This window comes from Nonomuraea sp. SBT364 (assembly GCF_001083785.1).
Lineage (GTDB): Bacteria > Actinomycetota > Actinomycetes > Streptosporangiales > Streptosporangiaceae > Nonomuraea.
Genome location: NZ_LAVL01000186.1, coordinates 1 through 15,046, shown reverse-complemented (window position 1 = coordinate 15,046; position 15,046 = coordinate 1). Strand labels below are relative to the sequence as shown.

12 protein-coding genes are annotated in these 15,046 nt (G+C 72.7%); 4 read left to right on the top strand and 8 right to left on the bottom strand.

What is annotated here, in order from left to right; all coding sequences use genetic code 11:
- Positions 1–648: MFS transporter (locus ADY59_RS41300; RefSeq protein WP_049574890.1), on the top strand; the 648-nt coding region annotated here is incomplete at its 5' end.
- Here ADY59_RS41300 and ADY59_RS41295 read toward each other — a convergent pair.
- The 6 genes from ADY59_RS41295 to ADY59_RS41270 form a co-directional block, all read right to left on the bottom strand.
- Positions 605–1,303, bottom strand: a complete 699-nt coding sequence (locus tag ADY59_RS41295; RefSeq protein ID WP_231619141.1) for an ABC transporter ATP-binding protein — start codon at positions 1,301–1,303, stop codon at positions 605–607. The two genes, ADY59_RS41300 and ADY59_RS41295, sit on opposite strands and share 44 nt — an antisense overlap.
- Positions 1,293–2,216, bottom strand: a complete 924-nt coding sequence (locus ADY59_RS41290; RefSeq protein WP_049574884.1) for an ABC transporter ATP-binding protein — start codon at positions 2,214–2,216, stop codon at positions 1,293–1,295. The genes ADY59_RS41295 and ADY59_RS41290 overlap by 11 nt, the downstream gene beginning before the upstream one ends.
- Entirely contained in the window at positions 2,213–4,828 is a 2,616-nt protein-coding gene (locus ADY59_RS41285; RefSeq protein ID WP_049574881.1) for an FtsX-like permease family protein, read from the bottom strand. The genes ADY59_RS41290 and ADY59_RS41285 overlap by 4 nt, the downstream gene beginning before the upstream one ends.
- Positions 4,825–7,938, bottom strand: coding sequence for an ABC transporter permease (locus tag ADY59_RS41280; protein WP_049574880.1), 3,114 nt, complete (start codon positions 7,936–7,938; stop codon positions 4,825–4,827). Before ADY59_RS41280 ends, ADY59_RS41285 begins: the two co-directional genes overlap by 4 nt.
- A 226-nt stretch (positions 7,939–8,164) precedes the next feature.
- Positions 8,165–8,431, bottom strand: a complete 267-nt coding sequence (rpsT, locus tag ADY59_RS41275; RefSeq protein ID WP_049574879.1) for a 30S ribosomal protein S20 — start codon at positions 8,429–8,431, stop codon at positions 8,165–8,167.
- Between the two features lie 118 nt (positions 8,432–8,549).
- Entirely contained in the window at positions 8,550–9,539 is a 990-nt protein-coding gene (locus ADY59_RS41270; RefSeq protein ID WP_049574878.1) for a hypothetical protein, read from the bottom strand.
- A gap of 56 nt (positions 9,540–9,595) precedes the next feature.
- Between ADY59_RS41270 and lepA the strand changes: the two genes are divergently transcribed.
- A complete protein-coding gene (lepA, locus tag ADY59_RS41265; protein ID WP_156326064.1) occupies positions 9,596–11,428 on the top strand; it encodes a translation elongation factor 4 in 1,833 nt (610 codons plus the stop codon).
- Between the two features lie 49 nt (positions 11,429–11,477).
- Here lepA and ADY59_RS41260 read toward each other — a convergent pair whose 3' ends face one another.
- Positions 11,478–13,169 (bottom strand): DUF6297 family protein, encoded by a 1,692-nt coding sequence (locus tag ADY59_RS41260; protein ID WP_049574867.1) that lies wholly within the window; start codon positions 13,167–13,169, stop codon positions 11,478–11,480.
- Positions 13,166–13,792, bottom strand: coding sequence for a heme ABC exporter ATP-binding protein CcmA (ccmA, locus tag ADY59_RS41255; protein ID WP_049574863.1), 627 nt, complete (start codon positions 13,790–13,792; stop codon positions 13,166–13,168). The genes ADY59_RS41260 and ccmA overlap by 4 nt, the downstream gene beginning before the upstream one ends.
- A gap of 88 nt (positions 13,793–13,880) precedes the next feature.
- On the opposite strand from ccmA, the gene ADY59_RS41250 reads away from it, so the two are divergent.
- Together ADY59_RS41250 and ADY59_RS41245 are read left to right on the top strand one after the other, a co-directional pair.
- Positions 13,881–14,174 (top strand): hypothetical protein, encoded by a 294-nt coding sequence (locus tag ADY59_RS41250; protein ID WP_156326063.1) that lies wholly within the window; start codon positions 13,881–13,883, stop codon positions 14,172–14,174.
- A gap of 99 nt (positions 14,175–14,273) precedes the next feature.
- The gene (locus tag ADY59_RS41245) at positions 14,274–14,897 is read left to right on the top strand and encodes an MOSC domain-containing protein (protein WP_331459571.1); all 624 of its coding nucleotides are present in this window, start codon (positions 14,274–14,276) and stop codon (positions 14,895–14,897) included.
- Positions 14,898–15,046 lie beyond the last annotated feature (149 nt).

Here is a 15,046-nt window from a genome sequence, read left to right as displayed (position 1 = left end):
GGCGAGGGGCCGGGGGCGGGCCGGGACGACGGACGGCGGAGCTTCCGGCAGGAGCTCGCGGAGGGTTGGCGGGAGGTCAGGGCACGGCGCTGGTTCGTGGTCGCGGTGCTGGGGCACGGGGTCTGGCACTTCGTGGCCGGACTGTTCCTCACGCTGGGCCCGCTCACCGCGGTGAGCCGGCTCGGCGGCGAGGCGAGCTGGGTGCTGATCGTGCAGAGCGGCACGGTTGGCCTGATGCTGGGCGTGCTGGTGGCGCCGAGGCTGCCGGTGCGCAGGCCGCTGGTGGTCATGCAGATAGGCGCGGCGCTCTACGTGCTGCCACTGCTGGCGCTGGCCGTGCCGCTGCCCGCGTGGGGGATCGCGGCGGCGTACCTGATGGCGATGTTCGGGCTGGGGGTGCTGAGCCCGCTGTGGGAGACGATGCTGGCCGACGAGATCCCGGAGGCGGCGCTGGGGCGGGTGCGATCGTTCGACGGGCTGATCTCGTTCGCGTCGCGGCCGCTGGGACTGGCCGTGGCGGCGCCGCTCGCGGGGGTGACCGGGATGCCGGCGCTGCTGCTGGCCGGGGGTGTGCTGGTGGCCGCGGCGAACCTGGCGGCGATCGTCATGACTCCTGCAGCGCGGCCTCTCGCAGCACCCCGTCGCTGATCTCCAGGACCCGGTCGGCCAGCGTGATCAGGCCGGGGTCGTGGGTGGCGACCAGGGCGGTGACGCCCTCGCTGCGCACCAGGGCGCGCAGGAGCTGCATGATCTGCCGGCCGGTCTGCGAGTCGAGCTGCCCGGTCGGCTCGTCGGCGACGAGCAGGCGGGGCCGGTTGGCCAGCGAGCGGGCGATGGCGACGCGCTGCCGCTGGCCGCCGGACAGCTCGTAGGGGCGCTGGTTGGCGTGCTGTTCGAGGCCGACGAGGGCGAGCAGCATGCGGATGCGCTTCTCCCGCTCCTCGACCGGGGTGCGGGCGAGCCGCATCGGCACGCCGACGTTCTCGGCCGCCGACAGCACGGGGATCAGCCCGAACGACTGGAACACGAACCCGACCACGTCCCGCCGCAGTCCGAGCAGGGCGTCCTCGGCCATCGAGGTGACCTCGTGGCCGGCGACGACCACCCGTCCGGCGTCGGGCTTGTCGAGGCCGCCGATCTGGTTGAGCAGCGTCGTCTTGCCCGACCCGGAACGGCCCCGGATGGCGACGAGCTCGCCGGGGAACGCCTCGAACGACACCTCCCGGAGCGCCACCACCTCCTTGGGCCCGGTGCGGTAGACCTTGCGGACACCTTCGACGACGACCAGCGGCTCACTGCTCACCGGACGACTCCTCTCTCGCCGGCCATACCCCGATATGGTCGGATTCCAGCTCCAGGCGTACCCGGCGCTCCATCTCCAGCGCGTTCATGAAGTCGCGGGGCAGCTGCAGGCGGCCCACGCGGTCGAGCACCGCGTACTCCTCGGCGATGATCTGGCCCTCGGCGTCCTCGCGGCGCAGCGTCTCGCTGCTGGTGCGGCCGTCGCGGATGCCGACCGTCCGGTCCACCTGCTCCGACACCAGCGGGTCGTGCGTCACCACGACCACGGTCACGCCCAGCTCCCTGTTGGCCTTGCGCAGCGCGTCGAACACCTGCCCCGACGTCTCGCTGTCGAGCTCACCGGTGGGCTCGTCGGCGAGGACGAGCTGCGGCGCGTTGGCGAGGGCGACCGCGATGGCCACCCGCTGCTGCTCGCCGCCCGACATCTCCGGAGTCGTCCGGTCGGCGCAGTAACCGACGCCGAGGAGCTCCAGCAACTCGGCCGCCCGGCCGCGCCTGGCCTTGCCGGCGAGCTTCATCGGCAGCTCGACGTTCTCCCGCGCCGACAGGTACGGCAGCAGGTTGCGCGCCGTTTGCTGCCAGATGAACCCGACCACCTCACGCCGGTAGCGCAGCCGGTCCTTGGCCGTCATCGACAGCAGGTCCATGCCGCCCACCTTGGCCACGCCCGCGGTGGGCACGTCCAGCCCGGACAGCACGTTCAGCAGCGTCGACTTGCCCGATCCGGACGCGCCGACGATGGCCAGCAGCTCGCCCTTCTGCACCAGCAGGTCGAGCCCCTGCAGGGCGACGACCTCGACGCCCTCGGTCTTGTAGATGCGCACCAGGTTGTCGCAGACGATGTGCGCGTCGCCGCCGAAGGCGGCCTTCCCCTGGCTGGCCTGCGCCTCCAGCTCGGACAGGGTCGGGTTCATGACAGATCACCCACTCTGAGTACGGCGCCGAGGCTGCGGCGCCGGCTGATGGCGGTGTGCGCGTACGCGCCGAGCACGGCGACGACGGTGAGCCCGGCGGCCAGCGCCACCGGCGTGACCAGGTCGAGCTCGTAGTCGCCGACGGGCAGCCCGCCGGCGTAGGCGGACAGGTCGACGCCGGGCCCGAGCGCGGCCGGCAGGCCGAGCCCCAGCGCCAGCCCGACCAGGGCGGTGACGAGGATCATCGGCATGACCTCCAGGACGGTCAGCCGCTGGGCCTGCCGGTCCGACAGGCCCAGCGTGCGCAGGAACGACAGCGCCCTGGCCCGGTCGGCGGCGCCGATCACCAGCGTGATGACCACCGCGACCAGCGCGTACACGGCCAGCGCGATCGTCACCACGAGCAGCGTGGTGCGCACGGTGCTGGTCAGCGGGTCGTCCTGGATCTGCGCCAGAGCCGTGGCCTGGGTCTTCACGACGGTGTCCGGCGCGGCCTCCCGCAGCGCCTCCATGGCCGGGTTCCCGCCCACGAGCAGCGTGTTGACCACCGGCCGCTGCCCGACGTCGAACGGCACGACCATGAACTTGCCCTCGGTGAAGAAGCCGGGCAGCGCGTCCAGCTCGCCGGTCGCGGTGACCTTCAGCCGCGAGTTCCAGCCGATCTCGAACGTGCCGCGCCCGCTCAGCCCGGAGGACACCAGCGCCGGGATGCCGGACGAGGCGGTCCCCGGTGACGGCAGCGTGATCGGGGAGCCGCCGAGCAGCTCCCGCCAGCGCCCCAGGTCGACCGCGAGGAGCTGGGCCTGTTCCGGGGTGTAGCCGACCTGGACCGTGGCGGCCTGCGCCGGCACCACCCCGGTCACGCCCGGCACCCGACGCACCCGTTCGATCACGTCGGGAGGCAGCTCGATCTCGGAGGCGATCGTGGCGGGCGCGCCCACGCTCTGCCAGGCCGCCAGCCGCTGCGTGTCGGCGACGCCGCCGGAGATCACCGACGCGAACACCGACACGCCCAGCGCCGGCAGCAGGATCAGCACCGGCAGCACGCTGAACGAGCGCGCCCGGGCCGCCCGCGTCAGCCCGAGGAACGGCACGGCCGGCCGCATCCGGGCGGTGATCCGTACCAGGAGCCGCAGCGGGTAGGGGTAGCAGCGCATGGTGATCAGCCCCGCGGCGAGCGCGAGCGCGAGCGGCACGAGCAGCAGGAAGGGGTCCTGCCCCTCGCTCCGCACGTCCGTCGTCAGCCCGCGCGTGCGCAGCAGGTACGCCCCGGCCAGCGCCAGGCCGACGACCAGCACCTCCAGCGTGATCCGCTTGGCGGAGGGCCGGGCGGTGGCCACGTCGTCGCGCCGCTCGTTCAGCGGCGTCCGGTGGGTGACGGCGATCCGCGCGGCCGCGAACGCCACCGCCACGACCACCACGAGCAGCGGGCCCACGTGCACGAGCGGCAGCACCGGCCCGGGGAAGAGGTACGAGAGCCCGTACCCGATCAGGGCGGCGGGCACGACGGCGAGCGCGACCAGCCCGGCGCCGAGCCGGGCGACCTGCCGCAGCGCCCCGCCCCGCGCCCGCATCAGCCCGAGCGCCTGGTCCATCCGGTCGACGAGGAGCTGCACGGCCAGCAGGATCACGCCGAGCGCGACCACCAGCAGCCCGCCGAGCACCAGGTACATCACGGTCTGCGCGGTCGCCAGGCCGGCCTGGAACACGCCGAGCAGCTCCGGCAGCCCGGTCCGCAGGATCTGGCGTGGCAGCAGCCCGTCGGCCACCTTCATCCGCCGCTCGAACTCCATGACCGCCGGGCCCAGGTCCGGCACGTCCAGTGCGGTGGCCGCCTGTGGCCGCAGGGGCAGGACCCAGGAGTAGGTCAGGTTGCGGTCGCGCCCGCTGAGCTTGGACAGGCCCGTGTCTGAGATGAGGGCGGTGGCGTGGAGCTCCTCCTCGAGGCTGCCCGCCGGCCGGTGCGTCAGCAGGTGCCGGATGTCCTCGTTGTGGCTCCAGTAGCGGTCGGCCGGGTCCTTGGCCTCGAAGACACCGACGATCTTGATGGCGGAATAGTTGTTCTCGCCGAGGATCTGCGTGTCGCCGACCTTGAGGCCCAGCATGGTCATGGCCTCGCGGACCATGCCCACCTCGAAGAGCGTGATGTGCTGGTTGTGCCAGGTCGTCATGGACGGATCGCCCGGCGCCCGGCCCTCGACCCAGGTGACCCGGCGCTCCCGGTCGGACAGCCAGGCGAGGTTGATGTACCGCTTGCCGCCCGAGCCCTCGACCGGCGTGCCGTAGGTCTTGGCGGCGGAATGGCCGGTGCTCGCGCCGGCGGACGCGATCAGGCGGTCGAGCGGCGCCGGCAGGAGCTCGCGCAGGTCTCCGTGGAGCTTCTCGAACTGGCGGGCGTCGCCCAGGTCCTGGGCGGGGGAGTCGGACGTCATCGTCGTCGTCAGGTCGATCCGCTCGGCGGGCGCCTTCAGCAGCGCCTCGTGCAGCGCGTCGTCGAAGGCCGCCTGCGTCAGGCGCGGCAGGCCGGCGACGAGCAGGCACGCGCTCAGCGTCAGCGCGAGCAGCACGGCCATCGCGCCGAGATGAACGCGGGCCAGGTGCAGGAGCTTCACTGGTCCTCCCCGATCCGCAGGACCCGGCCGAGCCCTTGCCTGCGCAGATTGCGCGCCAGCCCGGCGACGATGGCGAACAGCACCAGCGCCACCAGCGCCAGCATGCCCGCCGTCGCGAGCCACGGAATGTCGAGCAGCACCGACGGCGTGACCGCCGCCGCCTGCCCGGTCAGCACGATGTGCGGCACGACGAGGTTGCCCACGACCAGGGCGAGCGCGGTGCCGGCCACCAGCGACAGCCCGACGACGAACGCCTGCTCGACCGCCAGCAGCCCGAACACCTGACGGAAGCTCACGCCGAGCGCCCGCAGGATCGTGAACTCGGCCATCCGCTCGCGTGCCGCGACGGTGGCGTTCACCAGGAAGCCGAGGGCGGCGAACACCAGCGCGGCCAGGAAGCCGAGGATGAGCGCGCCCTGCAGCCCGCTGGCCAGCGGGTCGTCCTGCAGTTCGGCGGCCAGTTGCCGCTGGTCGGTCACGGTGACGTTCCACTCCGGGTGGCCGCGGAGCGTCGCCCGCGCCGGCCCCGTGTCGCCGCCCTCGGCGGCCAGCCACCACTCCGTCGCCGGTCGGGCGAGCTGCCCCGTGGCCAGAGCGTGCTCCTGCAGCGTCGCCCAGTCGGCGAGCATGGCCGGCTGGGCGGGATCCGTCGTGGGCATCCGGTCGACCACGCCGATGAGGGTCACCTCGATGACCTGGCGGTCCAGGTTGACCCGGCCGGGCTGCCCGACCGTCAGCTGGTTGGCGGCGGCCAGGTCGGCGGTCATGACGACGGGCAGCCGGCCCGGCTCCGGCAGGGGGGCGAACGCCCGCGTGACGGGCCGGTCTCCCTCCACCTGCATGCTGATGTCGGGCGCGCCGAGGTCGCGGCCGTCGGCGGCCAGGCCGGACACCGTGATGAGCACCGCGTCCTCGTCCACGGGCGGCGGCGTGGTGATGAACCCGCGGACCGTCAGCGGATAGGCGATCCTCCCGGACCGCCCGGCCAGCGTCTTGAGGTCCAGCCGGAACGGCGCGCCGGGAGTGCCCGCGTCGTCGTCGCGGGGGAGGGCGGTGACGGGCAGGTCGTGCCAGACGCCGAGCGCGTCGGAGATCCGCACCCGGAGCGGCCAGTCGCGGTTCATCCGCACCTGACCCGTGACCGTGGCGGGCTGCCCGGGCAGTTCGAGCCCCGTGGCCGCGGACCGGCCGGTGACCAGCCCGCGTGACATCGCCTCCACCGGCTGCGCCGACAGGTCGGGCCGGAGCTGGAAGAGCTGCTCCAGCTTGCCGCCGTCCAGGCCGAGCAGGGTGACGGTCCGGCCGCTGAGGTCGACCTGGCCGCGGAAGGCGGGCGAGGCCGCGGTCACCCCGGGCAGCCCGGTGAACGCGGTGCCGCGCCCGGACACCCCCAGGTCGGGCGATTCCGGCGGCCCGGACAGCCGCAGGTCGGCGCCGGCCTGGTGGCGCGCCTGGTCGAGCTGCGAAGCCCGCCAGGTGGAGGCGGTGGCCATCGACACGATGCCGATCGCGATCGCCATGGTCAACAGCAGCGCGGGCCCGGAGTAACGCAGCGGCCGCCGGCTCACCTGCCACGCGCCGAGCGCCGGCGCCAGGCTGGGCCGCTTGGCCGTGAGCCGCTCGGCCAGCCGGGAGATGCGCGGCACCAGCCGCAGGCCGAGCATGCCGCCGGTGAGCAGCGCCAGCGCCGGGCCGGAGATGATGAGGGGGTCGATGCCCAGGCCGCCGCCGGCGGTGGTGGTGACCGGCGCGCCGTAGTGCTGGAGCTGCCAGATCGCCAGCGCCGCCACGACCAGCAGCGCCATGTCGGCGCCCGCGCGCTGGATCAGCCCGCGCCCGCCGCCCCGGCCGCGCGAGGCCTGCTCCTCGACGTACGTGCGGCGCGCCCCGGCCAGGGCGGGCAGCATGAGCAGCACGGCGGAGGCCAGGGCCACGCCGGCGGAGACGAGGAACGTGCCCAGGTCCGCCACCGGCGCCAGGCGGACCCCGGAGGCCGCGATCCACGGCAGCGCGTTGATCAGAGCGAGCAGCGGCGGCGCCAGGAACGGCGCGGCCACCGCGCACGGCACCGCCACCAGCAGCGCCTCGCCGCCCGCCAGCCCGGCCAGGCGCAGCGTGCCGGCGCCGCGCGAGCGCAGCAGCGCGACCTCCATCCGCCGGTGGTCGGCCAGCAGCCGGGCGGTGAGCATGAGCGCGTACGCGGCGAGCAGCAGGAGCTGCAGCACCGGGATGAGCATCGTGGAACGGGCGACCAGCGAGGCGGTGTCGAGCTGGGTCAGCACCTCGGCCAGCCGCGTGGTGGTCTGGCAGGACGGGCAGCCGCCGGCCTTGAGCGCCGCGGGCAGCTCGTCCACGGAGGCGGCGAGGGGGCGCAGTTGCTCAGGCGTCAGGCCGCGAACCCCGGGGACGAGGGTCCACGTGGTGGTGACGTTGGTGGCGAACCGGGACAGGAACGTCTCACGGGGCACCATCAGGGGCCCGTACGTGGTGAACTGCCCGGCCTCGACGCCCCGGCTGAGGAGCTGCTCGCCGGCCCACCGGTCGCCGAACGGGTCGTCGAGCTGGAAGACGCCGGTGATGCGCACCCTGACGGCCTTGCCGTCGAGCCGGCCCTCGGTGCTGATCTCCTGGCCGGCCGACAGGCCGGACGCCGAGGCCGCGGACAACGGGATCGCCGCCTGCACCACGTCGCCGCCGGGCTCGGGCCAGCTTCCGGAGACCAGCTTGGCGTGCTTGTCGAGCCCGTCGTAGGCGCCGAACCTGAGCAACTCGGGCACCTTGCGGTTCTGCTGGCCGGGCATCGCGTAGGAGTCGGAGCGGAAGCTGGTGGAGATCTCGGCCGGCACGCCGCCGAACACCTCGGCGGCCGTGCGGCGGACGGTCTGGTCCTGCTTCTGGAAGGTCTCGGCCGTCACCGGGGCGCTCACGGTGACGGCGATCTGCCGCAGCGGCGCGGTCTCCATCGTGCGAAGCACGCCCGCCTCGGCGATCGAGGAGGCGTACATGGTGAGCGCGACGAGCGTGGTGGTGGCGAGCAGGATCGAGCCGAACGCCGCCAGCAGAAGCAGCGGCTCGCTGAACGCCCGCTTGACGACCAACGGCCCCCGCATGTGACCCCCATTCACCCGTTTAGGTGAACACTTGAGCAGTGTGGTCACCGGCCGCAAGGTCGGCATTTCAACGGTGACACAGCCGATATCCTGCGGCGATGCGCATGTGATATTGAAACTGTGACACGTTCCGCATAGACATACTTCTTCCAGCGGAGTATGGGAAGCGGGGGCGCAACAGAAAACGCCGCACCCCTGTCAGAGGGTGCGGCGTTACGCTGAAGCCTTACTTGGCCAGGGCCGCGGCCTGCTTGGCGATCGCGGACTTGCGGTTGGCGGCCTGGTTCTTGTGGATGACGCCCTTGCTGACCGCCTTGTCGAGCTGACGGGCGGCAACCCGCTGGAGCGCCGCGGCCTGCTCGACGTCGCCCTGCTCGGCAGCCTCGCGGAACTTGCGGACCGCCGTCTTCAGGGAGGACTTGACCGCCTTGTTGCGCAGGCGGGCCTTCTCGTTCTGCCTGTTGCGCTTGATCTGGGACTTGATGTTCGCCACGAAGAAGCCTCGGTGAAAGTCTGAAGTGATGGATGAAGCGCGCGGGCTCGAGAGAGGGCGCGCCACACGCAGTTGAACAGGCTACCAATAATCGAGCTGCCAGCTCAAATCAACAGGCTCAGGATAGCCACTGTGTCGTGTACTCCCGCCAGTCTTCGGCGGTGGCCGCGAAGTCCACGTACAGGGCCAGGCCGAACCGCTCGCGCGGGCCGTGCTCCGAGAGCGCCAGCTTGGCGCCCTGCGCCGCGAGCGCCACGCTCTCGGCCGCGTCGCTCCACGGGACGTCGTGGTCATGGTAGGCCGGGGCGCCGACGAACACGTGCTTGGACTCCGGGACCAGCTCCAGGGCCAGTTCCGCCTGCCTGGTGACGTGGCCGCCGTAGAGCGATGGCAGGGGCAGGCCGGAGTCGTAGGTCATGACGGCGACCTGGTCGACCCGGTCCACGACCTCCCGGAAGAAGCCCCGCGACCAGTATTTGTCGTGGGTGAGGAAGGCTCTGGTGGCGAGCCGCATGCCCGGGTACGGCTCGACCTGGGGCGTGGAGGTCGACAGGAGGCGGGTGTGCTTCCTCGTCTCGTCCAGCAGCACCAGGAAGTCGGTGTCGCCGTCGCCGATGGGCTCGAAGTTGTAGTGGATGCCGTCGTAGCCGGTCTTCATGATGGCGGCGACGCCGTTCAGGACGTTCTGGCGGGAGGCGGGGTCGTCCAGGTCGAGGCCGTCCTCGACGGTCTGGCCGAGCCAGGCGGAGACGCGGACGCCAGGCATATGTTTCTTTGCCCATTGCACGAAATTTCGGGCGTTGGGGTATTTGGCTGGATCTAACCGGCCGTCCTCTTCGAACGGGCCGGAATGCACGTACAGGTCCTTGATGCCGGTGGTGCGCAGGCGTGCGGCGAGGTCGCGCACGTCCTGCTCCGTGCAGCGGCCGTCGACCCACATGTGGCCCAGCCACATGGCGTCATTGCCGGTGCTCTTCGCCCAGCCCGCGGGCGCGCCGGTAAACTGGAGCCGGAACGCTGCGGCCATGACGCCGACCAGCACGACCACGACGGCCAAGGCCAGTGCGAGCAGGCGCAGGCCGCGGCGGATGACGGCTCGGGAAGTCACCCGGGCATGTCACCATGAAAGACTGCTCGACCTCAACCCTGTCGAAACGGACTTCGGTGCGCACTCAGCCTGGCCAGACCGACCCCGCGTTGATCCGCAACTTCTGCATCATCGCGCACATCGACCACGGCAAGTCGACCCTTGCCGACCGGATGCTGCAGATCACCGGCGTGGTCGACGACCGCTCCATGCGCGCCCAGTATCTCGACCGGATGGACATCGAGCGCGAACGCGGCATCACGATCAAGTCCCAGGCGGTCCGGCTGCCGTGGGACGGCCACGTGCTCAACATGATCGACACGCCGGGCCACGTCGACTTCACCTACGAGGTGTCGCGCTCGCTGCAGGCGTGCGAGGGCGCGATCCTGCTGGTCGACGCCGCGCAGGGGATCGAGGCGCAGACGCTGGCCAACCTCTACCTGGCCATGAACGCCGACCTGCACATCATCCCGGTGCTCAACAAGATCGACCTGCCGGCGGCGCAGCCGGAGAAGTTCGCCGAGGAACTGGCCGGCCTGATCGGCTGCGACCCGTCCGACGTGCTGCGCGTCTCCGGCAAGACCGGCGAGGGCGTGCGCGAGCTGCTCGACCACGCGGTGGCCACGATCCCCGCCCCGGTGGGCGTCGCCGACGCGCCCGCGCGGGCGCTGATCTTCGACTCGGTCTACGACACCTACCGGGGCGTCGTGACGTACGTCCGCGTCATCGACGGGCACCTGGGCAAGCGCGAGCGCATCCTGATGATGTCCACCAGCGCCACCCACGAGACGCTGGAGATCGGCGTCATCTCGCCCGAGCCCAAGCCGTCCGAGCCGGGCCTCGGCGTCGGCGAGGTGGGCTATCTGATCACCGGCGTGAAGGACGTGCGCCAGTCGCGCGTCGGAGACACCGTCACCACGGCCGTCAAGTCCGCCCAGCAGATGCTGGCGGGCTACGAGCACCCCAAGCCCATGGTGTTCTCCGGCCTCTACCCGATCGACGGCGACGAGTACCCGGAGCTGCGCGAGGCGCTCGACAAGCTCCAGCTCAACGACGCCGCCCTGGTCTACGAGCCGGAGACGTCGGCCGCGCTCGGGTTCGGCTTCCGCGTCGGCTTCCTCGGGCTGCTGCACATGGAGATCGTCCGCGAGCGGCTGGAGCGGGAGTTCGGCCTGTCGCTGATCTCCACCGCGCCCAACGTCGTCTACCGCGTGGTCATGGAGGACGGCACGGAGCTGACCGTCACCAACCCCTCGGAGTTCCCCACCGGCGGCAAGATCGCCCAGGTCTTCGAGCCGGTCACCAAGTCCACCATCCTGGCCCCGGCCGAGTTCATCGGCGCGATCATGGAGATCTGCCAGGGGCGGCGCGGGCAGCTCCAGGGCATGGACTACCTGTCGGAGGACCGCGTCGAGATCCGCTACACGCTGCCGCTCGGCGAGATCATCTTCGACTTCTTCGACCAGCTCAAGTCGCGCACCCGCGGCTACGCCTCGCTCGACTACGAGCCCGCCGGCGAGCAGGAGGCCGAGCTGGTCAAGGTCGACATCCTGCTGCAGGGCGAGGCGGTCGACGCCTTCAGCGCCATCGTGCACAAGGACAAGGCCTACGGCTACGGCGTCGACATGGCCAAGAAGCTGCGCGAGCTGATCCCCAGGCAGCAGTTCGAGGTGCCGATCCAGGCCGCCATCGGCGCCCGCGTCATCGCCCGCGAGAACATCCGCGCCATCCGCAAGGACGTCCTGGCCAAGTGCTACGGCGGCGACATCTCCCGTAAGCGCAAGCTGCTGGAGAAGCAGAAGGAAGGCAAGAAGCGGATGAAGATGGTGGGCCGGGTCGAGGTGCCCCAGGAGGCGTTCGTCGCCGCCCTGTCCACCGACTCCGGCGGCGCCGACAAGACCAAGAAGTAACCCCGCCGGCCCGGCCCGGCTCCGCGTACGGAGCCGGGCCGGTCGCGTGTCAGCGTGCCCTGATCACGTACGCGACCAGGACCGCCGCGCCCGTCACCGCCTGGGCGACCAGCAGGGAGGTGAGCGCGGCCGGCGGGAACAGCAGCGCGTTCACCAGCGGCAGGGCGCCGAGAAGCGCCACGTCCGGCCCCGTGGTGGCCCAGAACACCGGGCCCAGCGGGAGCGCCCCCGACCCGGTGTTGAGGATGGGCAGTGAGTGGTCGACCGGCCGCCTCCTGGCCATGCGCAGCGCCCCGGCCGCCATCGCGGGAGCCATCAGCGGGCCGAACAGCCACCAGGCCCCCGCCGCCGCCGCCGGGAGCGCGCCCGCGAGGGTCAGGCCCGCCAGGGCGAGTGACGCCCACACGGCGCTCGTCAGCGCGGGCAGCACGGCCCGTGCCAGCAGCGCCGGCCGGCGGCCCACGCCGAGCAGCCGGGCCAGGGCCGGGTTGTCGCCGTCCCTGCGCGCCCCCGAGGCGCCCGCTGCCGCCACCGCGAGCGCCCCGGCGAGCACGGCCGCGTTCGCCGGCGCGCCGGCGCCCGCCAGCGCCAGCAGCGCCGGCAGCGCGGCGGCCGCGAACGTGGCGGTCAGCCGCCAGGGTCGCCGGGCCGTCCGCAACCAGTCGTGCCAGGCCAGCGCGAGCGGCGCGGGCAGCGACGGCCAGCGGGCCGAGCGCAGCCGCCTGGCACGCCAGTGGTTGTCCTCGGCCATCCAGGTCAGCGCGCCGGTGTCGAGGCTCGCGGCCGCCGTGGCCAGGTGACCTGCCCTGGTGGAGGAGGTCAGCAGCGCCGACGCCGGGATCCGGCCCGCCCGTGCCCACGCCCGCGCGACGAGCAGGGCGGCCATCAGCGCCGCCGTCGCCGCCACCGCCGCGACCGTCCCGAGCGGCGCCTGCGCGACAGCCTCGGCGATCCCGCCGAACGGCACGCCCGCCCCGGCGTTCCCGGCACCGTCGGCGCCCGCGCCCACGCCTGTGCCCACGCCTGTGCCCACGCCTGTGCCCACGCCTGTGCCCACGCCTGTGCCCACGCCTGTGTACGCGCCGGCAGTCACGGCGGCGCCGGTGCCCGCCGCCGTGCCCACTACCGTGCCCGTTGCCGTGCTCACCGCTGTGCCCGTCGCCGTGCTCACAGCCGTGCCCACCGCCGCGACCGCGGCCGTCACGAGGAGGGCGACCACCACGGCGGTCAGCCAGATGTGCCACGTGTGGGACGCCTGGGCCAGCACCGCCAGCGCCATCCCGCCCGCGGTCGCCGAGATCCCCACGACCATCGCCGCGACCAGCCGCCACACCAGCTGGTCGGGCGCCCCGACCAGGGCCAGCAGCGCCAGCCCCAGCACGCCGCCGGTCACCAGCGCGATCACCGCCAGGATCCGCAGCGGGCGCGCCAGCACCCCCCGGCGGTCCAGCGGCGACATCACCAGCCAGCCGGCGTCGGAGCCGCTCAGCGCCACCGGCCCCACCGCCCGCGCCAGCGCCAGCCCGCCGGCCAGCGCCACCAGGATGACCGCGACCCCCGGCGCCACCCCCGCGAGGTCCGCCGGTCCCCGCAGCCCCGCCACGGCATCGGCGACCGGCCTGCCGAGCACGGCCATGGCCATCGCCGCCATGAAAAGGGCCGCGTACCGGTCCAGCGCGCCGGACGGCGTACGGCGACGGCGTGCGCGGACGAACGCCCGCACGTCCCGCACGGTGCTCATCGGGTCACCTCGCCCGCCGGTGAGATCTCGCGGCCCCGGGCGGCGAGCGCCGCGTCGTGGGTCGCCATGATCACGGTGCCGCCCTCGCCGGTGTACGCCTCCAGGAGACCGGCCAGCCGCTCGCGGAAGGCGGCGTCCAGGCCGCGCTCCGGCTCGTCCAGCAGGAGCAGGTCGCTGGGCCTGAGCAGGGCGGCGGCGAGCGACAGGCGCTGGCGCTGCCCGGTGGACAGGTTCATCGGCGGCGCGTCGGCGCGCTCCTCCAGACCGAACACGGCCAGCGCGTCCGCCACCGTCAGCCGCGGCCCGGCGTGCACGGTCAGCATCAGCTCCAGGTGCTCGCGAGCGGTCAGCCCCGGATACCAGGCGGGCTCGTCGGCCAGCAGCGCCACCCGGCGCCAGAAGGCGGGCTCGTCGGCCGGTGGCGCCCCGAAGACCTCCACGGTGCCGCCGGTGGCCGGTTGCAGGCCCGCCAGGCAGCGCAGCAGCGTGGACTTCCCGCACCCGTTGGGGCCGACGACGGAGACGGTCTCGCCTCGGCTGACGGTGAGCTCCATGCCCTGGAGCACCGGATTGCCGCCCAGGTCGACGATGAGGTCTCGGACAGAAACGATCTTATCGGACACCGTTCGAGTCTATTTCCCGGGAACGAAATTGTCGGTGGCGCTGGCTAGCTTGTTGTTCACCCGAACACTTGTGCGACTGGAGGGTGACATGATCGCTGCTGAGCGCTTTGAGCGTGCCGCGGTGCTGGGGGTTGCCGTGGCGGAGGAGACGCGTCGGCTTCTCAGGCTCCATCTGACGCCCGCCGCCGTGGGGGATGACGGCAAGGTGGTGGTCGACGTCCCCTATCCCGACGCGGCGGTGGTGACGGCGCTGCTCGACGTGGCCGCCGACTGTTTCGGCGAGCGGGGCGACTCGGTCGAGGAGGTCCGCCAGGCCGCGCTGCGGACCCTCTTACAGCTCGCCGACCTCGACGACACCTCCCGGCTCAACGCCTCCCGGTGATCTATCCCTGCCGGTGCCCTGTCCCTTCCGGTAACCCATGCCTTCCGGTGGCCCATCGCCTGCGGGGCCCGGCTCGGGTTACCGTCGGGCATGCGCGTTATGTCAGTAAATGTCGGCACTGCTGTAGACGCCGAATGGGCGGGCAGGCTCGGACGGACGGCCATCGACAAGAGGCCGGTCACACATCGGGTGGAGGTGCGCGCCGACGGGCTGGCCGGTGACGAGCGCGCCGACCAGGCCCACCACGGCACCCCGGGCCACGCCGTTTACGCCTACGCCCGCGAAGACTACCGCTGGTGGGAGGCCGAGCTGGGCCGCGAGCTGCGTAACGGCCGGTTCGGCGAAAACCTCACCGTGTCCGGCGTCGACGTCAACGGCGCGCTCATCGGCGAGCGGTGGCGGGTCGGCACCGCGCTGCTGGAGGTGACCGGCCCGCGGGTGCCGTGCGTGGTGTTCCGCAACTGGCTGGACGAGCCCGGTTGGGTCCGGCGCTTCACCGAGGCGCGCCGCACCGGGGCCTACCTGAAGGTGGTGGAGCCGGGGGTGCTGGCGGTGGGCGACGCCGTGGAGGTGGTGTCGAGGCCGGGGGAGGGAGTCACGGTCGCCGAGGCGTTCCTGGCCCACCACGGCGACGAGAAGCTGCTGCGCCGCATCCTGGCCCTGCCGGGATACGACCCGCGCTGGGACACCGTGGCGCTCCGGGTGCTGGGCGGCGTCTCCTGAGCGGCCTCGCGCGGACGCGGGCGCGTTCACGTCCGCGCGAGGAGTCTGTCGCCCGCGCACAGCCCCTGCAGGTCATGCGGGCCCTGCGGGTCCTGCGGTCAAATGTGATCCGTGCGGGCCCTCGCGTGCCGGGTGAGGGGGAGGGGGAG

Excerpts from the sequence above, each read along its gene's own strand:
- ADY59_RS41290 (WP_049574884.1), bottom strand. The coding sequence starts at position 2,216 with ATGAACCCGACCCTGTCCGAGCTGGAGGCGCAGGCCAGCCAGGGGAAG.
- ADY59_RS41280 (WP_049574880.1), bottom strand. The coding sequence starts at position 7,938 with ATGCGGGGGCCGTTGGTCGTCAAGCGGGCGTTCAGCGAGCCGCTGCTT.
- ADY59_RS41260 (WP_049574867.1), bottom strand. The coding sequence starts at position 13,169 with ATGAGCACCGTGCGGGACGTGCGGGCGTTCGTCCGCGCACGCCGTCGC.
- ADY59_RS41250 (WP_156326063.1), top strand. The coding sequence starts at position 13,881 with ATGATCGCTGCTGAGCGCTTTGAGCGTGCCGCGGTGCTGGGGGTTGCC.
- ADY59_RS41245 (WP_331459571.1), top strand. The coding sequence starts at position 14,274 with ATGTCAGTAAATGTCGGCACTGCTGTAGACGCCGAATGGGCGGGCAGG.